We start from the raw sequence: 14267 nt of genomic DNA, 5'->3' as shown, positions 1-14267 counted from the left end.
GCGAGCGGTTTAGTCCTTTGACCCTTAGCCGACTTGCGCGACGTCGTCAGCGCGCCGCTCTCGCCTTCATCAAAACAAATAGGTGGGAGCCCGCGGCGATCACCGAGAAAATGACTATTCCTAGTTCAACTCCGTGCACACGCTGCGGCGCATATGTCGAGGCCAGCCAAATAAAAAGCCGAACAGCCGCCATGAAGACAATCATTCCCCACATCGCCAACCATTTTGGGGCGCACCATGTTGGCTCGCCGTTACGTCCCCACTGCATTGCAACGCGTTCGCGCTCGATACGGGGTCCAAAATAGACGTTGAATATGACGACTAACGCAACAGCGAGGCCAAAAACGTAATCTGCGGGTAACATGTTTTGCCTTCCCAGAAAGCAAGCAAGCTTATAGCGAGACTAAGTCGCAATCTATGCTTATCAGGACAGATCAATCCTCGACGTCAGCAATCCGCCTGAGGACGATCACGACGGCGACGACTAAGCCAAGTATGCCGCCAGCAATTCCGGCTAAGAACCAAATGCGCCACTTACATCACGGTCGGATAGAGCGGAAACAACGAATTCGACCGCAAAGCCCATTGCCAGCGTCAGCGCAATTATGATCGCGATGGATTTGAGAAGTTCGATCGCAAATCGAAGGGCCATGTCTTTCCTCCGACGCCGCCTCAGGGCGGCCTGTCACATTATCGGCCCAGCCCGAGATGTCGCCTTCTGGCCCTTAGCTGCCCACCAGCGCCATCGGCCAATTCGTCAGCTTGTGACCCACTGCGGATATTCCGTCGCTCGGCGATTGCGATGTCCCTCAAGGGGAGTGGACTGACAAACAATCCCTTCCCGGAACTGATATTCGTCAATGACACATGAGCCCAGAATACGCAGGGTTTGGGGCGGCCCACAGAGACTAGTGGTTTCCGGGATGATCCTCGGCGCCGTGAGTACCGAGGCCACTGGAACTTCGGCGCCTCGGCGCCGGAGTTTCCGGCTAGGCTGGGAACGATGACATATGAGCGCACCAGAGAAGTTCCGTCGGCCCTACCACCACGATCCCGAGAGCCTTGAGAGCTGCTGCAGCGATACCTACCCGCGTATCACGACAGCCTTGAGATGCTGAAGCTGCCACTTCCTGACGAATACGTAGCGTAATGGGAATGAAGCCCATGCACCCGCCCCAGCATTGGTGGAATCGAGCCGAGGAGTTTCACGCCCTGGCGAATAATGCTGAGCTGCTGCCGGTTTGATGGACACCGGGTTAAGCTAATCCCACCTTGCGCTCGAACTCAACCGGGCTGACGTAGCCGATCGTCGAGTGCCTGCGGATCGTGTTGTAGAATCTCTCGATGTAGTCGAACACATCGGCGCGCGCCTCGTCTCTGGTCCTGTAGGTTTTGGCTTCCGTCCGTTCGGTCTTGAGCGAGGAGAAGAAGCTCTCCATCGCAGCGTTGTCCCACACGTTGCCGGAACGGCTCATGCTGCAGACAATGCCGTGGTCGGTCATCAAGCGCTGGAACTGCTCGCTGGTGTACTGGCTGCCCTGGTCGGAGTGATGCAAGAGCGCATCCGGCTTGCCGCGTCGCCAGACTGCCATCAACAATGCGTCCGTTACCAGCTGTGCCGTCATGGTGGCACTCATCGACCAGCCCACCACCCGACGCGAGAACAGGTCGATCACCGCCGCCACATAGAGCCAGCCCTCGGTCGTCCAGAGATAGGTGAAGTCGGCGATCCACTTCTGGTTCGGCCGCTCGGCAACGAACTGCCTGTCCAGCAGGTTCGCCGGCACCGTCTCGAGCTGTCGATCGCCGCTGTCTTTCGGCAACCGCCGCCTGCGCGGCCGTGCCCGCAGGCCCTGCAGGCGCATCAGCCGTTCGATCCGGTGTAGGCCACAGTCCGCCCCCTCGGCGAGCACATCGCGCCAGACACGGCGCGCGCCATAGGTGCGGTCGCTCGCCATGAAGCTGGCCTTCACCTTGTCGCCGAGATCCTCGTCGCTGCGGGATCTGGCGCTGGGCGAGCGGTTCAGCCAGGCATGGAAGCCGGACCGCGACACTCCCAGCGCATCGCATAGCCATGCCACCGGCCAGATCGCCCGGTGCTTCGCGATGAAGACGAACTTCATGTCGCTTCCTTCGCGAAGAAGGCTGCGGCCTTTTTTAGGATATCCCGCTCAGCCTTCAGCTTGGCGACCTCACGGCGCAACCGATCGATCTCCTGCTGCTCGGGTTTCAACTGCCCATGGCCGGGGAAGGCCTGTGTCCGGTCGGAGCCGAACTCCTTGATCCACTTGCGCAGGACATTCTCGTGCACGTCCAGGTCACGGCTGGCTTGTGCCACCGACACCCCGCGTTCCCTGACCAGCTTGGCCGCCTCGACCTTGAACTCGCGACTGAACTTCCGTCTCTTCATCGCCAACCTCCGGCTCGATAAAACACCTAATCTCGGTGTCCATCAAACCGGCAGCAGCTCATGCCGAGCACCCTCAAATAAGACGAACACTCCGAAAAATAGCCGAAGACTATGAAGGCCTTGCCCGCTGCGCTGAGCGGATCAAGACCGTTCAAGACTTCCAAGAGTAAGGCCACCTCGGCTAGCGGCCTCTCTCATTTGCCATTCCTTCGGCGGACGTCCGTTTGCATCCCTGAGTGAAGGCTAGTGGACGTCGCCTATGGCACGTGGCTGCCCTGAGCCCTGAGCGCGGCGATGTCCGCTCCCGGAAGAAGATCCGACCAGAATTTGCCGACTGCGGAGGGCAGCCTTTGACCCATAGCAGTAACGGGCCTGAACCTCAGGAAGGTCGTTTAGCGAAAGCCAAACCTAAGCCAAGCATCACCATGGCCGCGCCGGACCCTTCGCGCAGTCTTCGAATAAGTTTTGGACGTTCCGCCACGCCGCTTCGGATGCTGCTCGCAGCAAAAGCCACCACAACGTCTGCCAGCGTATTTAGAACCACTGATACCGCGCCCAGAACAATGAACTGGATCGCCACATGTCCAGCATTCAAGTCGACGAACTGTGGAATGAAGGCTAGAAAGAACGCTGCGGTTTTAGGGTTCAGCGCTTCAACAAGTACCCCCTCTCGAAACGCTCGCAGCGTGCCGATCGAGGGCATCGCTTTGCCGAACTCCGCATCCTTACGAGCGGATCGGAATGTGCGGACACCAAGCCAAACGAGGTAGGCGGCTCCCACCAATTTAAGCGCGGTGAATAGTTCTGCACTAGTCAGCACGATGGCCGAAATCCCTAAGCTCCCAGCAATGACGTGAACCATACCACCTAAGCCGGTTCCAAGGCTGGAGCTAATACCTTCGCCCCTGCCACCCGCGAGAGTCCGTGCTGCCACGTAAAAGATGCCCGGCCCCGGCGTTATGGCAAGTAGCAGCGCGGCAGCGATGTAGAGTGCGAATTGGATGGGATCAAACATGAGGGCGCTATATCACCGAAAGCGTCTGGTAACAGCCCGGAAATAGCTTGCGAGAAGTCGGCATTTGGCCCCTGGCTGACCTAAGCCCAGAGCGCGACGATGTCTGCTTGCTGGACACGACCGGACCGAGGGCATGCCAGGCGCGAAGGAAGCCTTTGAGACCCGGACCGAACGTCAGCACGTCGAATTGCAACCGATCATTTAATTCGGTGGGTCGCCCGCGATCCGTCCAAACATCCGGAAATCATGATAGGCGCCTTTGAACCAGGCCTTCTGTCGAAGGGTGCCCTCATATCGAAATCCGGATTTTTCCAGGACCCGGTCTGACGCCGAGTTTCCCGGAAGCGTCCAAGCCTCAATGCGGTTAAGCCCAAAAATCTCGTGACCGCAGGCCACCGTGGCGGAGACCGCCTCGGACATCAGGCCCTTTCCCCAAAATTGCGGGTGTAACTCGTACCCGATCTCGCCAGAACTCCATTTTCTCTCAAAGCTATTGAAGCGGATCGCGCCAATGAGGGATTCCGACTTTCGGTCTTCGATGATCCACGCGCAGCCCTTGCCGGAGGCGTAAAGCTTCACCATCCACCTTGCATAGCGTTCGCTTTGAATTTTGCTGGGTTTATCCGGCCAGTTTGAATGACGGGTTACTTCCGGTATCGACAGGAGTGCTCCGAAGGCGGCGGCATCTTTGGGTTTCATGGCGCGCAGCACCAGGCGCTTTGTGGACAGCGAGGGAAAATTCCGTCCCTTGGTTATCAACATCATGCTCTCGCCAGTCGCGCGTCCAATCAAATGTGGCGTCGGAATTCGATGGCCTAAGCGTCGTTCGATGGCTTGGGCGCCGTAGCATGATGGTCGAAACCCATCGTGAAAGTTGCACGCCCTCGGCTTGGAGAGCGCAGGCCATCTGCGTAGCCGAACATATCAGCGAGTGGCACCATCGCCGTGATGACGTTTGCTTTGCCGCGCACACCCTGGCCCCGAATCCGGGCGTGCCGCGCATTCAGGTCGCTGATGACGGTGCCCGTGCAATCTTCCGGGGTCACCACTTCAATCTTCATGATCGGCTCAACGCTCAAAATTCGCTCCGCGCTTCAACTGGGCAAGCTCGAGTTCAACCTAAGGTTAGCGGTGTTAACTCAAAAGGTCTAGCTTGGCCCGCTGCTGATCTCCACGCGAACCAGGCTGCGTCCGACAGCGCTCGAACAGAGTTGAAGACGCAGTTGAGCCAAAGGCGACCTTTCGCTTGAGCAGCCATCAAGTCGATCGCTGGCCGGAGCCAATTTTGAACGCGATAGGCAGCGTCAGCCCATGGGCCGATTTGTAGACCTTGGCGCGGCGCTCGAACGCGGTTCGGATCAAGTCCTGAGTTGCATGATCTTGGTGCCTGATGACAGCGCCAGTTAGAACGAGGCTGCCTAACCCACCTCGCCAAAGAGTTTCCGTATCCGGAACGAAAAAGGAGGCTGCATGCCCGGTGACCGCCACCGCGGTGAGCCCAGCTCCTCTTAGTAACCGAAGAAATTCGTCCGAGTCCGAGAAACGAAACACATTGTGGCCCTGTGGGACGTCCTTCGGTAACGTTACTCCGATCTCGGCAATGGCTTCACGGAAGAGGCCTTGGATCCGCTGGCGCGCCGGATCATCCCACCAAGCGAACGCAATGCGTCCGCCTGGCGCTAAGGTTCGGACGCACTCTGCGACAGCAAGTTCCGGCTGGGGAAAATGTCCAAGCCCAAAGGCGCAGACGACCGCGTCGAACATATGATCGAGAAATGGGAGATGTTCTACGTCTGCCTCACGATATTCTATGGCAGGATGCAGTTGGTGTGCCAGCTCTACCATCCGTGGGGACAAGTCAACGCCCACGGCGCGCGCGCCGCGATTTGCCGCCTCCGCCGCAAGAGCACCGGGCCCGCTCGCGACATCCAGCAGATTTGCGCCCGGTTGCAAACGTACGGCGTCGAGAAGCGGCTCGGTGGCTAGAGTGGTCACCGCTGCAAAAAATTCGTAATAACTCCTTGCCAGAGCGTCATGACCTTGGCGTTCGAAAGCACGCAGTCGTTCGGCGTCGCTGCTCGACAATCCTTCTGAAGACATGATCATTACCTCTTCCGGACGATCCATCCCCAACACCGCATCATCATAACAGCTCCGGCGAGCGGCAGCATCCTCGGCGGATGGACATTTGGCTCAAGGTTGTGCACATATCTTTGTGCAATCGCCGAACGGAGCCGCCCGATGAATCGCCTGCCGATGGTTCTGAACTCTGCTTTATGGGTTGTACTTGGCCTCATTCCGGTCCTGCTTTGGCAAGGGCAACATGCCAGCGAAATTCTCCTTTCGTGCCTGCTCGCATCCGTTCTCTCGACATTTATTTCGATCGGCCGTTTGCGCTGGATTGGGCTGCCGCTCAATGCAACTGTTGACGAATGCAATGAGCGAGCGAGGTTTCTGCGCAACCAAGTGACACGAATTCCGACCGGCAATGATGGCGCTTCTGGTTGACCCTCACCAAGGGCTTGCGCGCCGTTTGGATACTAACGGTATCCACAATGTCTGCTTCTGGCTCTTTCGCGACATCCGGAGATGTCCGGTTCTCCGCTGCCGTTCGAGGTGAGCGGACATCAGGCGGCTAGCCTTGGTGAGTACACAGCCTAATCTCGCCCAGTCAGAAAAAGCGGCGTAAGGGACGCTCCCCGCCTCACCGCATGGTGACCGCATACAGGCTTCGGTGATGATCAGCGTGTGGTCGCCGACATCGAGCCGGCGGGCGACCTTGCAGGCGAACCAGGCGGTGCATCCCGCAAGGCAGACTGAAAGACAGCGCAGGAATGGAATTGCCGATCGCACGGATTGGACGCCCGAGTCGTTGCTCACATCGCCCAAACTAGAGAACCGAATTGTCCGCCGAACAGCCTAAAGTCGCGCGAGCACGCGAGCGTGAGCAGGCGATGAACGGTATCCGTACGGGATTTCTGGACTCCATCGGCAATACGCCATTGATCAGGCTGCGAATGGCGTCGGAGGCCACGGGCTGCGAGATCTACGGCAAGGCCGAATTTCTCAATCCAGGTGGGTCGATCAAGGATCGTGCGGCGCTCGCCATGGTCGATGATGCCGAGCGAAGCGGCAAGCTCGCCCCCGGCGGCGTCATCGTCGAAGGCACGGCCGGCAATGTCGGCATCGGCATTGCGCTCGTGGCGAATGCACGCGGCTATCGAAGCGTGATCGTGATGCCTGACACGCAGAGTCAGGAGAAAAAGGATATGCTGCGCCTCTGCGGTGCAGACCTGCGACTGGTCCCTGCCGTTCCCTATTCGGATCCCAGTCATTACGCGCGCTATTCCGGCCAGCTCGCCGAAGAGCTCGGTGCGTTCTGGGCCAATCAATTCGACAACGTTGCCAATCGCGAGGGCCACTACCGCACGACCGGGCCGGAGATCTGGCAACAAACGGGCGGAAAGATCGACGGCTTTACCTGTGCCGTCGGCAGTGGCGGAACGCTGGGTGGGGTCGCACGAGCCCTCAAAGAGCGAAATCCAGCAATCAGGATTGCGCTCAGCGATCCCATGGGGGCCGCGCTCTACAACTGGTTCACCAAGGGCGAGCTGACGAGCGAAGGAAACTCCATTACCGAAGGGATAGGACAAGTGCGTGTGACCAGGAATCTTGAAGGCACACCAATCGATGCGGCGTACCGGATCACGGACGAGGAGGCGTTGCCAGTTCTGTTCGACCTGATCGAGCACGAAGGACTGGTGCTCGGTGGATCGAGCGGCATCAACATCGCCGGAGCCATGCGGCTTGCGCGGGACCTCGGTCCCGGCAAGACCATCGTGACCATCCTCGCCGACGGCGGACAGCGCTATCAATCCAAGCTGTTCAACCCGGAATTTCTGCGCCAGAAAGACTTGCCCGTTCCACGCTGGTTGGAGGCGCCATAATTCGAGCAATTCGCCGAAGCTGGTGGGTTACCCCCTGCAGATGCGCTCCGCGCATCTGCAGGACTAAGCCACCCTACGAGACCTCGCACCTACGAGACCTCGCCTCAGACCTCCGGGATTTGCGGATTGACGATCGGCGCGTGGTCCGGGTTGTGGATGTGGATGTCCGGAAGAGGCTTCGCCGCCGCCTTGCCAAACTGGGAGGCGATGTGACGAACGAGATCCTGGCACACGGATTTGTCTGGCGTCTCATTGTTCACGCCGACCTCGAACGTCCCGCCGATGACGACGTGATCGGCGCGCGGGAACAAGTATCCGTCCTGACCATACAAATATTGCAACGCGGGCTGCGGCGGCAACATCGCCAACTGCCCCTTGATCGGGACCATCTTCGGATCGCTCATCAACATCATCGACCCGAGCCCGGTACAATTGACGACGATCGTTTCCGGCACCGACGCGATGATGTCCGACTTGTCGACGAATCTCTTGTTCACAAACGTAATGCCGCGCGCCCGCAGGTCTGCTTCGAGCTTCGCAAGGAAGATCGGCGGTTCGATCAGCAAGGTCTGGTAGACGAAGCCAGGCTTCGTATGGCCCTCGAACGGCTCCCTTGGAAGCGATTGCCTTGGCTTGATGAGACCGGGCGCCAGCTGGATCACGACGTCCAGATTATGCGACGGCGTGGCCGAATAGTTCGGCCGCTCGCTGACGCCAAAGCCCTGGCCGATGCTGGCTTTGAAGGTCGTGTATGCGAACTTGATGATGTCAGTGAGTTCCTGTCTCTTGCCCGCGAATTCCACCACCGACACCGCCCACTGGCCGCCGGCCTTGGATGACGTGGTCTGCAGCGGCGGGCGGTCCGAATAGATCGTGACCGTCAGACCGAGATCGGCAAGCAGCGTGGCGGCGGTCAGGCCCATCACTCCTGCACCCAGGACGGCCACCTTTGTATCGGGCGAGCCAACCAGATGGCTCCTGACGATATCCCGCACCTTGGAGGCGCAGCCCCAGCTCAACGTAATGCCGGCACCGCCATGCCCATAGTTATGGACGAAGAATTTGCTGGAGATCGTCTCGGCGTCGAGACGGTAGGATCCATTGCGATACGGCCGTACGCCAGCGATACATGCGCCGGGCTGGTCGGCATCGAAGGTGAAATCGGGCGTCGGCAAATTGGGCGTTGCTGGCATGTCCGGTCCTCGCCAAACCTATGAACCTACCTCTGCACCAAACGACCTTCACTTGAGATTGCAACCTTAGCTCAATCGCATTTTCCGGCCATGTGAAGTGGTTCACAACCTTTGGTCGCTGGCTGCTCTAACGTCGAGACCAGCGCGATCTGCTGAGCTGCCCAGGATGCGCTGGAGCCACCTCGCTCTTTTCGCTTTCAGGAGGGACTCAAGGTCCGACGCGACGTCAAGACTGACTATCTTTGGTGAGGAGACGCCATGTCCAAGATCCCGGGATTTTGTTCGGTTCTGCTGTTGGGACTGTCAGTTGCAGCGAGCGCTCTTGCGCAGCCTGCGGGAACCGACGACGCCGATATGAAGAAAGAGAAGCTCTTTCCAGTTGGGAACGGAGTAGGACTGACGCACTTTCGCGTCGTCATGCCCGGGGTCCTTTATCGCGGCGGCACCGAAGGGTCTCGCGCTGGTGTGGACGGTCCACGCCGACCGCTGCAAAATCAGTCTCTTCAGGCACTTTGCAAAGCCGGCTTCTCGCAGGCGGTGTACGCGTATCGAACCGGATGGAACGGTACCGAGAATGTCAGCTGCGCCGGCAATTCGCTCCAATATGACTATCACCAGTGGGACAACCGCGCGGCCTTGAAGACGGTGTTCACCAAGCTCCATGAGATCATCACTCAAGGCAAGGGTGCGATGTACGTCCATTGCTGGTATGGCCTGCACGCTTCCGGTTTTATCGCGGCCGCTTCCCTCGCTCAATTTTGCGCTCCAGCGGGATGGGATTCCCGCAAGGCAGCCGAATATTGGGATAGCGTGATCCCGCCCAAGATTCGTTATCCAAAAGAGCATGACGAGGTCGCGAATTTCGTCCGCTTCACGGATCCGGAGCTGCAAATTTCCGAGCAGGACGCGGCTCGCGTTTGTCCGCAATATCATTGAGGCTTCCAGGACCTTTTTCATGCGCGCATCGCACGCCATGAGACCTGCGCGTTTCACTCAGCTGCTATTGCTGCCGCTGCAGCTGCTGGCTCCGGCATACGCCTATGCCGGCTTATCCGTCGACCCTGCGCGCGGCGAACAGACCATGCAGATTCCGGTGCCAGGCAGAAATGCCGAGATTTGCGTCGTTCCCAAGCATCTCGCTGCGGGGAAATATTTCGACAAGGACAGCGAGATCGAGATTCGGCTTTGCAATATCGATGAGCACAAGAATTCGGCTGTTTGTCCGAAACTCAACAGCACGAATCCGGGTCTTGACCTCTATTCACTCCCTCAAGGGGGCACTCCCGAACAGGTTGAGGCCGCTCGTTGCAACACTGCCGGCGCCCACAAGATAGCCAAATACAAGCTGAGCTCCAGCTGCAGCTACACGCCATCCATCCTCGGCTACTACCATCTGTCGCGCATGCTTGGTGGCATCGCTGACGTACCTCCGGCAGTTCTGCGCACGTTCGACCTGCAAAACCATATTGCCCTCGGTCGCGCGGCGCTGGCGGAGACCGCCTCGAACAGTCTTATTCATCAGACCTGGGCAAGCCTGATGGCGCAATTGACAGCAGGCGCGAACGGCAAAAGGCGGGATTTTCTGCTGACCAACGACTTCACCCAGTCGTATGGCGCCCTTAGCGAAAATCCAAAGCATGAAAGCTTCTACAAGGAGTTCTTCAATGGCGGAGCCAACAACGTAGCCCGCGCGGTGAATTTCCGCGACAGGAACCCGGTCGTGCAAATGCTGGCCCGCAACGTCGACATCAGTACGCTGGTGGGACGAAGCTTCACCACCGAAAACGTTCAGGAGATGGTGCAGCTCAAGGATGCTGCGGACTTGATCGTGCTCGACACGCTGATGAACCAGCAGGATCGCTTCGGCAACATCCACTATCTTACCACCTACTACTACCTCGACGCAGCGGACCCGGAGGGGGATGGCAGCCCCAAGCTGAAGTCGAGCAAGGACTTGACGCCCGAAGAGGCTGCGAGACTGGGAGCTGTTCAGCTCAAGAAGATGCTCCTGAAAGACAATGACTGCGGGGTCGCAAAGGAGAATATTGCAAATCGAGTCGGCCTGGCCGATCGTATCGCGCACATTGATCCCAAGACCTACCTGCTTCTCCAGCAACTTGACGCCGTTGCCGATTCGACTGAAACGAAGGATTTCTTCGTCCGGGAATTGGTTTTTACGGCCGACGATTACGCCAACATCCGAAGGAATCTGAAGGACCTTGCGACCAAGCTGCATCAAGCATGCCTCAAAGGCGTCTTGAAGCTCGACCTGGATCTGCAGGCCCATTTCTCGACCCAAACAGTCAAAGTCAGGAGTTGCGAGCCGTGAGAGCTCCGCAGCCGCGGCGGCCGCGGGCGAATCCGATCAGCTGCGTCGTCTGATCGCGCGCGGCAGACTCAGTCGAAGAAGGCTTTATCGCCGAACTTGGTTTCGGTCGCCCGGACGTAGTCCAGCACAAAGCCCAGGTTCCTTCTGAGCCGTTGAACATTGATAGCCGCGCTGTTTTGGGAGTAGAGACCAAGGTCGGCGACGAACACTTCAGGATCGGAATATCCGAGATAGCCGGTCGCGGGGGTGTCGAGGAATCGTTTCAGATCGTCCAGTTTCTGGATGACGCCGCGATCGAAGCGGCTGAACCAGGTCAGATTCCGCGCGTTCCAACTGTCGCTGAGATCGGCTCCGCCGTTATCGGTCATGTAGAAATGAGCGCGACCTTGATCGTCTTTCCGGATCGCCACGTTGCCGCCGCTGTACCGGTCCCACTGCTGGGTGATGGCGTCGATCGTCATGATGACCGAATATTCCCGCGCGAGCTCGAGTTCGTCGCCGTCATAGCCGGTTTTCAAAATCAGGCTCTTGCCTGCCGTCGGCTTGTCATTCGCCGCCTGCAGGAACCGAATGATCGGGTGACCGGCGTTCGGGGCGCCATTTGACGCGGCGTGGGTGTTGGCGATCGCGTCGAACGCGACGCCCGTGTCGTCCTTCTTGGCCTTGACACAGCCCTTCAGGGGTGACCCGGACTCTATGGCCTTCAATATTCGGGCCTTGTTGGCCAGCCGCGCGGAACCATGAATGTTGTACTTTCCGATGAGGGATTTCAACGCCTGGCTCGCGATCGGGCCAAGCTCGTAGCGTGCGGCGGGGCGATAGATCTGGTCGTATCCAAGGATGGCGCTGAGATTGAAAGCCGCGATCTCGATGTCGGGATTGGCGGAACTATTCCGTGGGACGAAGGATCCGCGCGACTTGTAGCCTTTCGGATCCGACGCATCGATCTTCTCGATCTTCATATTGATCGACGTCGAGCCCGACAGCTCCTTGAATGTATAGGAGGCGCTGTCCTCGAGGTTCATTCCCCTCCACTTCTTCATCCAATCCTTGCTGTCCGCCGAAAGCGACCGGCCCTCCGACTGGAGCGCTTCCGGCACTGGAAAACTCTGGATTTCGTAACCGGCCGGCGCGGCGCGCAAGGGAGCCGGCATATCCGCCGCAGCCAAAGCCGCCAGACAAAACGCTGCCAGAATAGCTGTTCGCTTCTTCGGCAACCGATCCATTGCTTCCTCTCGCAATTGTTCGCCGCGACGGTCGATCCGACTTTTCACTCGGCGCCGTCGGCGGCAGGCGCAACGTCAGAACGGCTCCCGCACTTTCGTGACCTCGGGCGTTTCCCGATCCTTCGCAAACTCGACTTGAAGAATGAGATCGAAAACATCGCCTTTCCAGGGGTCCGGATAAGCGTCCGCTGATGCCTTCAGCGCATGCATCATCGGCGGGATATTTCCGTGATGCCAACAGACCACGACGAGCGCCTCATCGAAGGCGTCGCTCTTGCGAAGGTGGTGCGCCAGCGCGCCGTAGTCCTGATCGGCGTAGGTTTCATCGATGGTCAGGTGACATTGCCTGGCAAGAGGCTCCAGCGTCTGAATTGGACGCCGACTGTGCTTTGAAGCAGCGGTTGCAAACAACCACTTCGGCGCTCCAAATGTCGCTGGAATGTATTGAGCCAGCCGTTGCGCGCGGGCATTGCCGGCGGGAGTGAGGTCGGGATCAAGCGGATCGTCCGACTTTTCGGCGTGCCGCATGACCAAAATCACCTTGGCGCTCATGATCGAAATGCTCCCGGAAGGGAAATAGTGTGTAGCAGGACTTCGCTGAAGCAAATGTAAGCTAAATCACAGTGCCGAACGACTGCCGATCGTACACTGAAGCATGCATGACGGATGATCGGTTCATGTCCCTCGCGGAGAGGTCAACGATGTCGAAAAGGCCGTCGATTCAACATGAATACCATCCCAAGCGGGATCGCCTCGAAATCACCATCAAGCATTTCTCGCTCACGAAAAAATCAGAGCGCGAGGATTTGGTGAAGTACCTTCTTCAAAAGCTGACAGGGGGTACGGATATCGCAAAGAAGCTCAAGCGCGCAAAAAATCCATGGAAGGAAACCAGAATACCCGAGGTCGGAGACTGATTCTGCGTGGATCACCCAAGCAGCGGTTGAGCGATGCCGCTGCTGTTCGGGGTTGAGCGGGCATCAGGTGGCCAGCCTCAACGAGGACACGGCCTCATCCGGCCGCCGGCGCAGGCGGTTGACGCCGTCCTTGCCTGTATTAAATGACCTCCATGAAAAAGATCGGATTTCTGTCCTTCGGACACTGGACCCCCTCGCCACAGTCGCAGACGCGCTCGGCGGCAGACACGCTGCTGCAATCGATCGAGCTGGCGGTCGCGGCCGAGCAGCTCGGCGCCGATGGGGCCTATTACCGCGTCCATCATTTCGCGCGGCAGCTGGCCTCGCCCTTCCCGCTGCTTGCCGCCGTCGGCGCCAGGACCAGCACGATCGAGATTGGCACGGCCGTGATCGACATGCGCTACGAGAACCCGCTCTACATGGTCGAGGACGCAGGCAGCGCCGATCTCATCGCCGGCGGACGGCTTCAGCTCGGCATCAGCCGCGGCTCGCCCGAGCAGGTGATCGACGGCTGGCGCTATTTTGGCTATCGCCCGGCGGAGGGCCAGAGCGATGCCGACATGGGCCGGCGCCACGCGGAGGTGTTTCTCGACCTGCTCCGCGGCGAAGGCTTCGCCCAGCCCAATCCGCAGCCGATGTTTCCGAACCCGCCGGGCCTGTTGCGGCTTGAGCCGCATTCGGCGGGCTTGCGCGAACGCATCTGGTGGGGCGCCGGCTCGAACGCAACAGCGGTGTGGGCGGCAAAGCTCGGCATGAATTTGCAGAGCTCGACGCTGAAGAACGACGAAACCGGCGAAGCCTTTCACGTGCAGCAGGCCGCGCAAATCCGCGCCTATCGCGCCGCGTGGAAGGAAGCCGGCCACACCCGCACGCCGCGCGTCTCGGTCAGCCGCAGCATCTTCGCGCTGATGGATGATCGCGACCGCGCCTATTTCGGCGGCGAGCGCGGTGGCGAGGACCAGATCGGCTTCATCGATCCACAGACAAGGGCGATCTTCGGCCGCTCCTATGCGGCGGAGCCTGAGGTGCTGATCGAGCAGCTCAGGCAGGACGAGGCGATCGCGGAAGCCGACACGCTGCTGCTGACGATTCCGAACCAGCTCGGCGTCGACTATTGCGCTCATGCGATCGAGGCGATCCTGAAGCATGTCGCGCCGGCGCTCGGGTGGCGGTGAGGCCAGGTCGCCGCTTCGCGATGCAAGCCAGGACTGACTGGCTTTGATCTTCCCG

Annotated in this window: 15 protein-coding genes and 1 pseudogene; 6 read left to right on the top strand and 10 right to left on the bottom strand. The window is 59.2% G+C overall.

Going from position 1 to position 14267, the window contains the following annotated elements; all coding sequences use genetic code 11:
• Positions 1 to 46: 46 nt before the first annotated feature.
• The 7 genes and pseudogenes from ACNJX9_RS04050 to ACNJX9_RS04020 all read right to left on the bottom strand — a co-directional run bounded on the left by ACNJX9_RS04050 (position 47) and on the right by ACNJX9_RS04020 (position 5531).
• The gene (locus tag ACNJX9_RS04050; protein WP_057751871.1) at positions 47 to 364 is read right to left on the bottom strand and encodes a hypothetical protein; all 318 of its coding nucleotides are present in this window, start codon (positions 362 to 364) and stop codon (positions 47 to 49) included.
• A gap of 150 nt (positions 365 to 514) precedes the next feature.
• Positions 515 to 652, bottom strand: coding sequence for a hypothetical protein (locus tag ACNJX9_RS04045; protein ID WP_162268401.1), 138 nt, complete (start codon positions 650 to 652; stop codon positions 515 to 517).
• Between the two features lie 604 nt (positions 653 to 1256).
• Positions 1257 to 2410, bottom strand: a protein-coding gene (locus tag ACNJX9_RS04040; RefSeq protein ID WP_439405783.1) for an IS3 family transposase whose coding sequence is annotated in 2 segments (ribosomal slippage) — positions 1257 to 2161 and positions 2161 to 2410 — 1155 coding nt in all. Because the reading frame shifts where the segments join, the coding sequence is not laid out codon by codon here.
• A gap of 379 nt (positions 2411 to 2789) precedes the next feature.
• Positions 2790 to 3425, bottom strand: coding sequence for a LysE family translocator (locus ACNJX9_RS04035; protein ID WP_439407876.1), 636 nt, complete (start codon positions 3423 to 3425; stop codon positions 2790 to 2792).
• A gap of 201 nt (positions 3426 to 3626) precedes the next feature.
• A complete protein-coding gene (locus tag ACNJX9_RS04030; RefSeq protein ID WP_439407875.1) occupies positions 3627 to 4190 on the bottom strand; it encodes a GNAT family N-acetyltransferase in 564 nt (187 codons plus the stop codon).
• Positions 4191 to 4240: 50 nt separating this feature from the next.
• Positions 4241 to 4498, bottom strand: a pseudogene (gene fusA / locus ACNJX9_RS04025) (elongation factor G); the annotation flags it as partial.
• A 184-nt stretch (positions 4499 to 4682) separates the two neighbouring features.
• Complete coding sequence (locus ACNJX9_RS04020; RefSeq protein WP_439407874.1) at positions 4683 to 5531, bottom strand: class I SAM-dependent methyltransferase; 849 nt, start codon at positions 5529 to 5531, stop codon at positions 4683 to 4685.
• Between the two features lie 135 nt (positions 5532 to 5666).
• Here ACNJX9_RS04020 and ACNJX9_RS04015 point away from each other — a divergent pair, with 135 nt between their 5' ends.
• Together ACNJX9_RS04015 and ACNJX9_RS04010 are read left to right on the top strand one after the other, a co-directional pair.
• Positions 5667 to 5933, top strand: a complete 267-nt coding sequence (locus ACNJX9_RS04015) for a hypothetical protein (RefSeq protein WP_157083640.1) — start codon at positions 5667 to 5669, stop codon at positions 5931 to 5933.
• A 446-nt stretch (positions 5934 to 6379) separates the two neighbouring features.
• A complete protein-coding gene (locus tag ACNJX9_RS04010) occupies positions 6380 to 7372 on the top strand; it encodes a cysteine synthase A (RefSeq protein ID WP_057751858.1) in 993 nt (330 codons plus the stop codon).
• A 104-nt stretch (positions 7373 to 7476) separates the two neighbouring features.
• Here ACNJX9_RS04010 and ACNJX9_RS04005 read toward each other — a convergent pair whose 3' ends face one another.
• Positions 7477 to 8565 (bottom strand): FAD-dependent oxidoreductase, encoded by a 1089-nt coding sequence (locus ACNJX9_RS04005; RefSeq protein ID WP_057751855.1) that lies wholly within the window; start codon positions 8563 to 8565, stop codon positions 7477 to 7479.
• A gap of 258 nt (positions 8566 to 8823) precedes the next feature.
• Between ACNJX9_RS04005 and ACNJX9_RS04000 the strand changes: the two genes are divergently transcribed.
• Together ACNJX9_RS04000 and ACNJX9_RS03995 are read left to right on the top strand one after the other, a co-directional pair.
• Positions 8824 to 9501, top strand: coding sequence for a hypothetical protein (locus ACNJX9_RS04000; RefSeq protein ID WP_439407873.1), 678 nt, complete (start codon positions 8824 to 8826; stop codon positions 9499 to 9501).
• A gap of 19 nt (positions 9502 to 9520) precedes the next feature.
• Positions 9521 to 10894: a hypothetical protein gene (locus ACNJX9_RS03995; RefSeq protein WP_439407872.1), complete on the top strand. Its 1374-nt coding sequence runs from the start codon at positions 9521 to 9523 to the stop codon at positions 10892 to 10894.
• A 68-nt stretch (positions 10895 to 10962) separates the two neighbouring features.
• On the opposite strand, the gene ACNJX9_RS03990 is transcribed toward ACNJX9_RS03995, so the two are convergent.
• Together ACNJX9_RS03990 and ACNJX9_RS03985 are read right to left on the bottom strand one after the other, a co-directional pair.
• Positions 10963 to 12120 (bottom strand): hypothetical protein, encoded by a 1158-nt coding sequence (locus ACNJX9_RS03990; RefSeq protein WP_439407871.1) that lies wholly within the window; start codon positions 12118 to 12120, stop codon positions 10963 to 10965.
• A 75-nt stretch (positions 12121 to 12195) separates the two neighbouring features.
• Positions 12196 to 12672, bottom strand: a complete 477-nt coding sequence (locus tag ACNJX9_RS03985) for a hypothetical protein (protein WP_439407870.1) — start codon at positions 12670 to 12672, stop codon at positions 12196 to 12198.
• 149 nt (positions 12673 to 12821) lie between these two features.
• Here ACNJX9_RS03985 and ACNJX9_RS03980 point away from each other — a divergent pair, with 149 nt between their 5' ends.
• Positions 12822 to 13037 (top strand): hypothetical protein, encoded by a 216-nt coding sequence (locus ACNJX9_RS03980; protein WP_157083637.1) that lies wholly within the window; start codon positions 12822 to 12824, stop codon positions 13035 to 13037.
• A 152-nt stretch (positions 13038 to 13189) separates the two neighbouring features.
• Positions 13190 to 14212, top strand: coding sequence for an LLM class flavin-dependent oxidoreductase (locus ACNJX9_RS03975; protein ID WP_057751938.1), 1023 nt, complete (start codon positions 13190 to 13192; stop codon positions 14210 to 14212).
• Positions 14213 to 14267: the final 55 nt, after the last annotated feature.

The organism is Bradyrhizobium sp. BLXBL-03 (assembly GCF_051853015.1).
Classification (GTDB): domain Bacteria; phylum Pseudomonadota; class Alphaproteobacteria; order Rhizobiales; family Xanthobacteraceae; genus Bradyrhizobium; species Bradyrhizobium manausense.
Note: the sequence above shows the minus strand (reverse complement) of the source record. Positions and strands in the feature narration are given on the sequence as shown.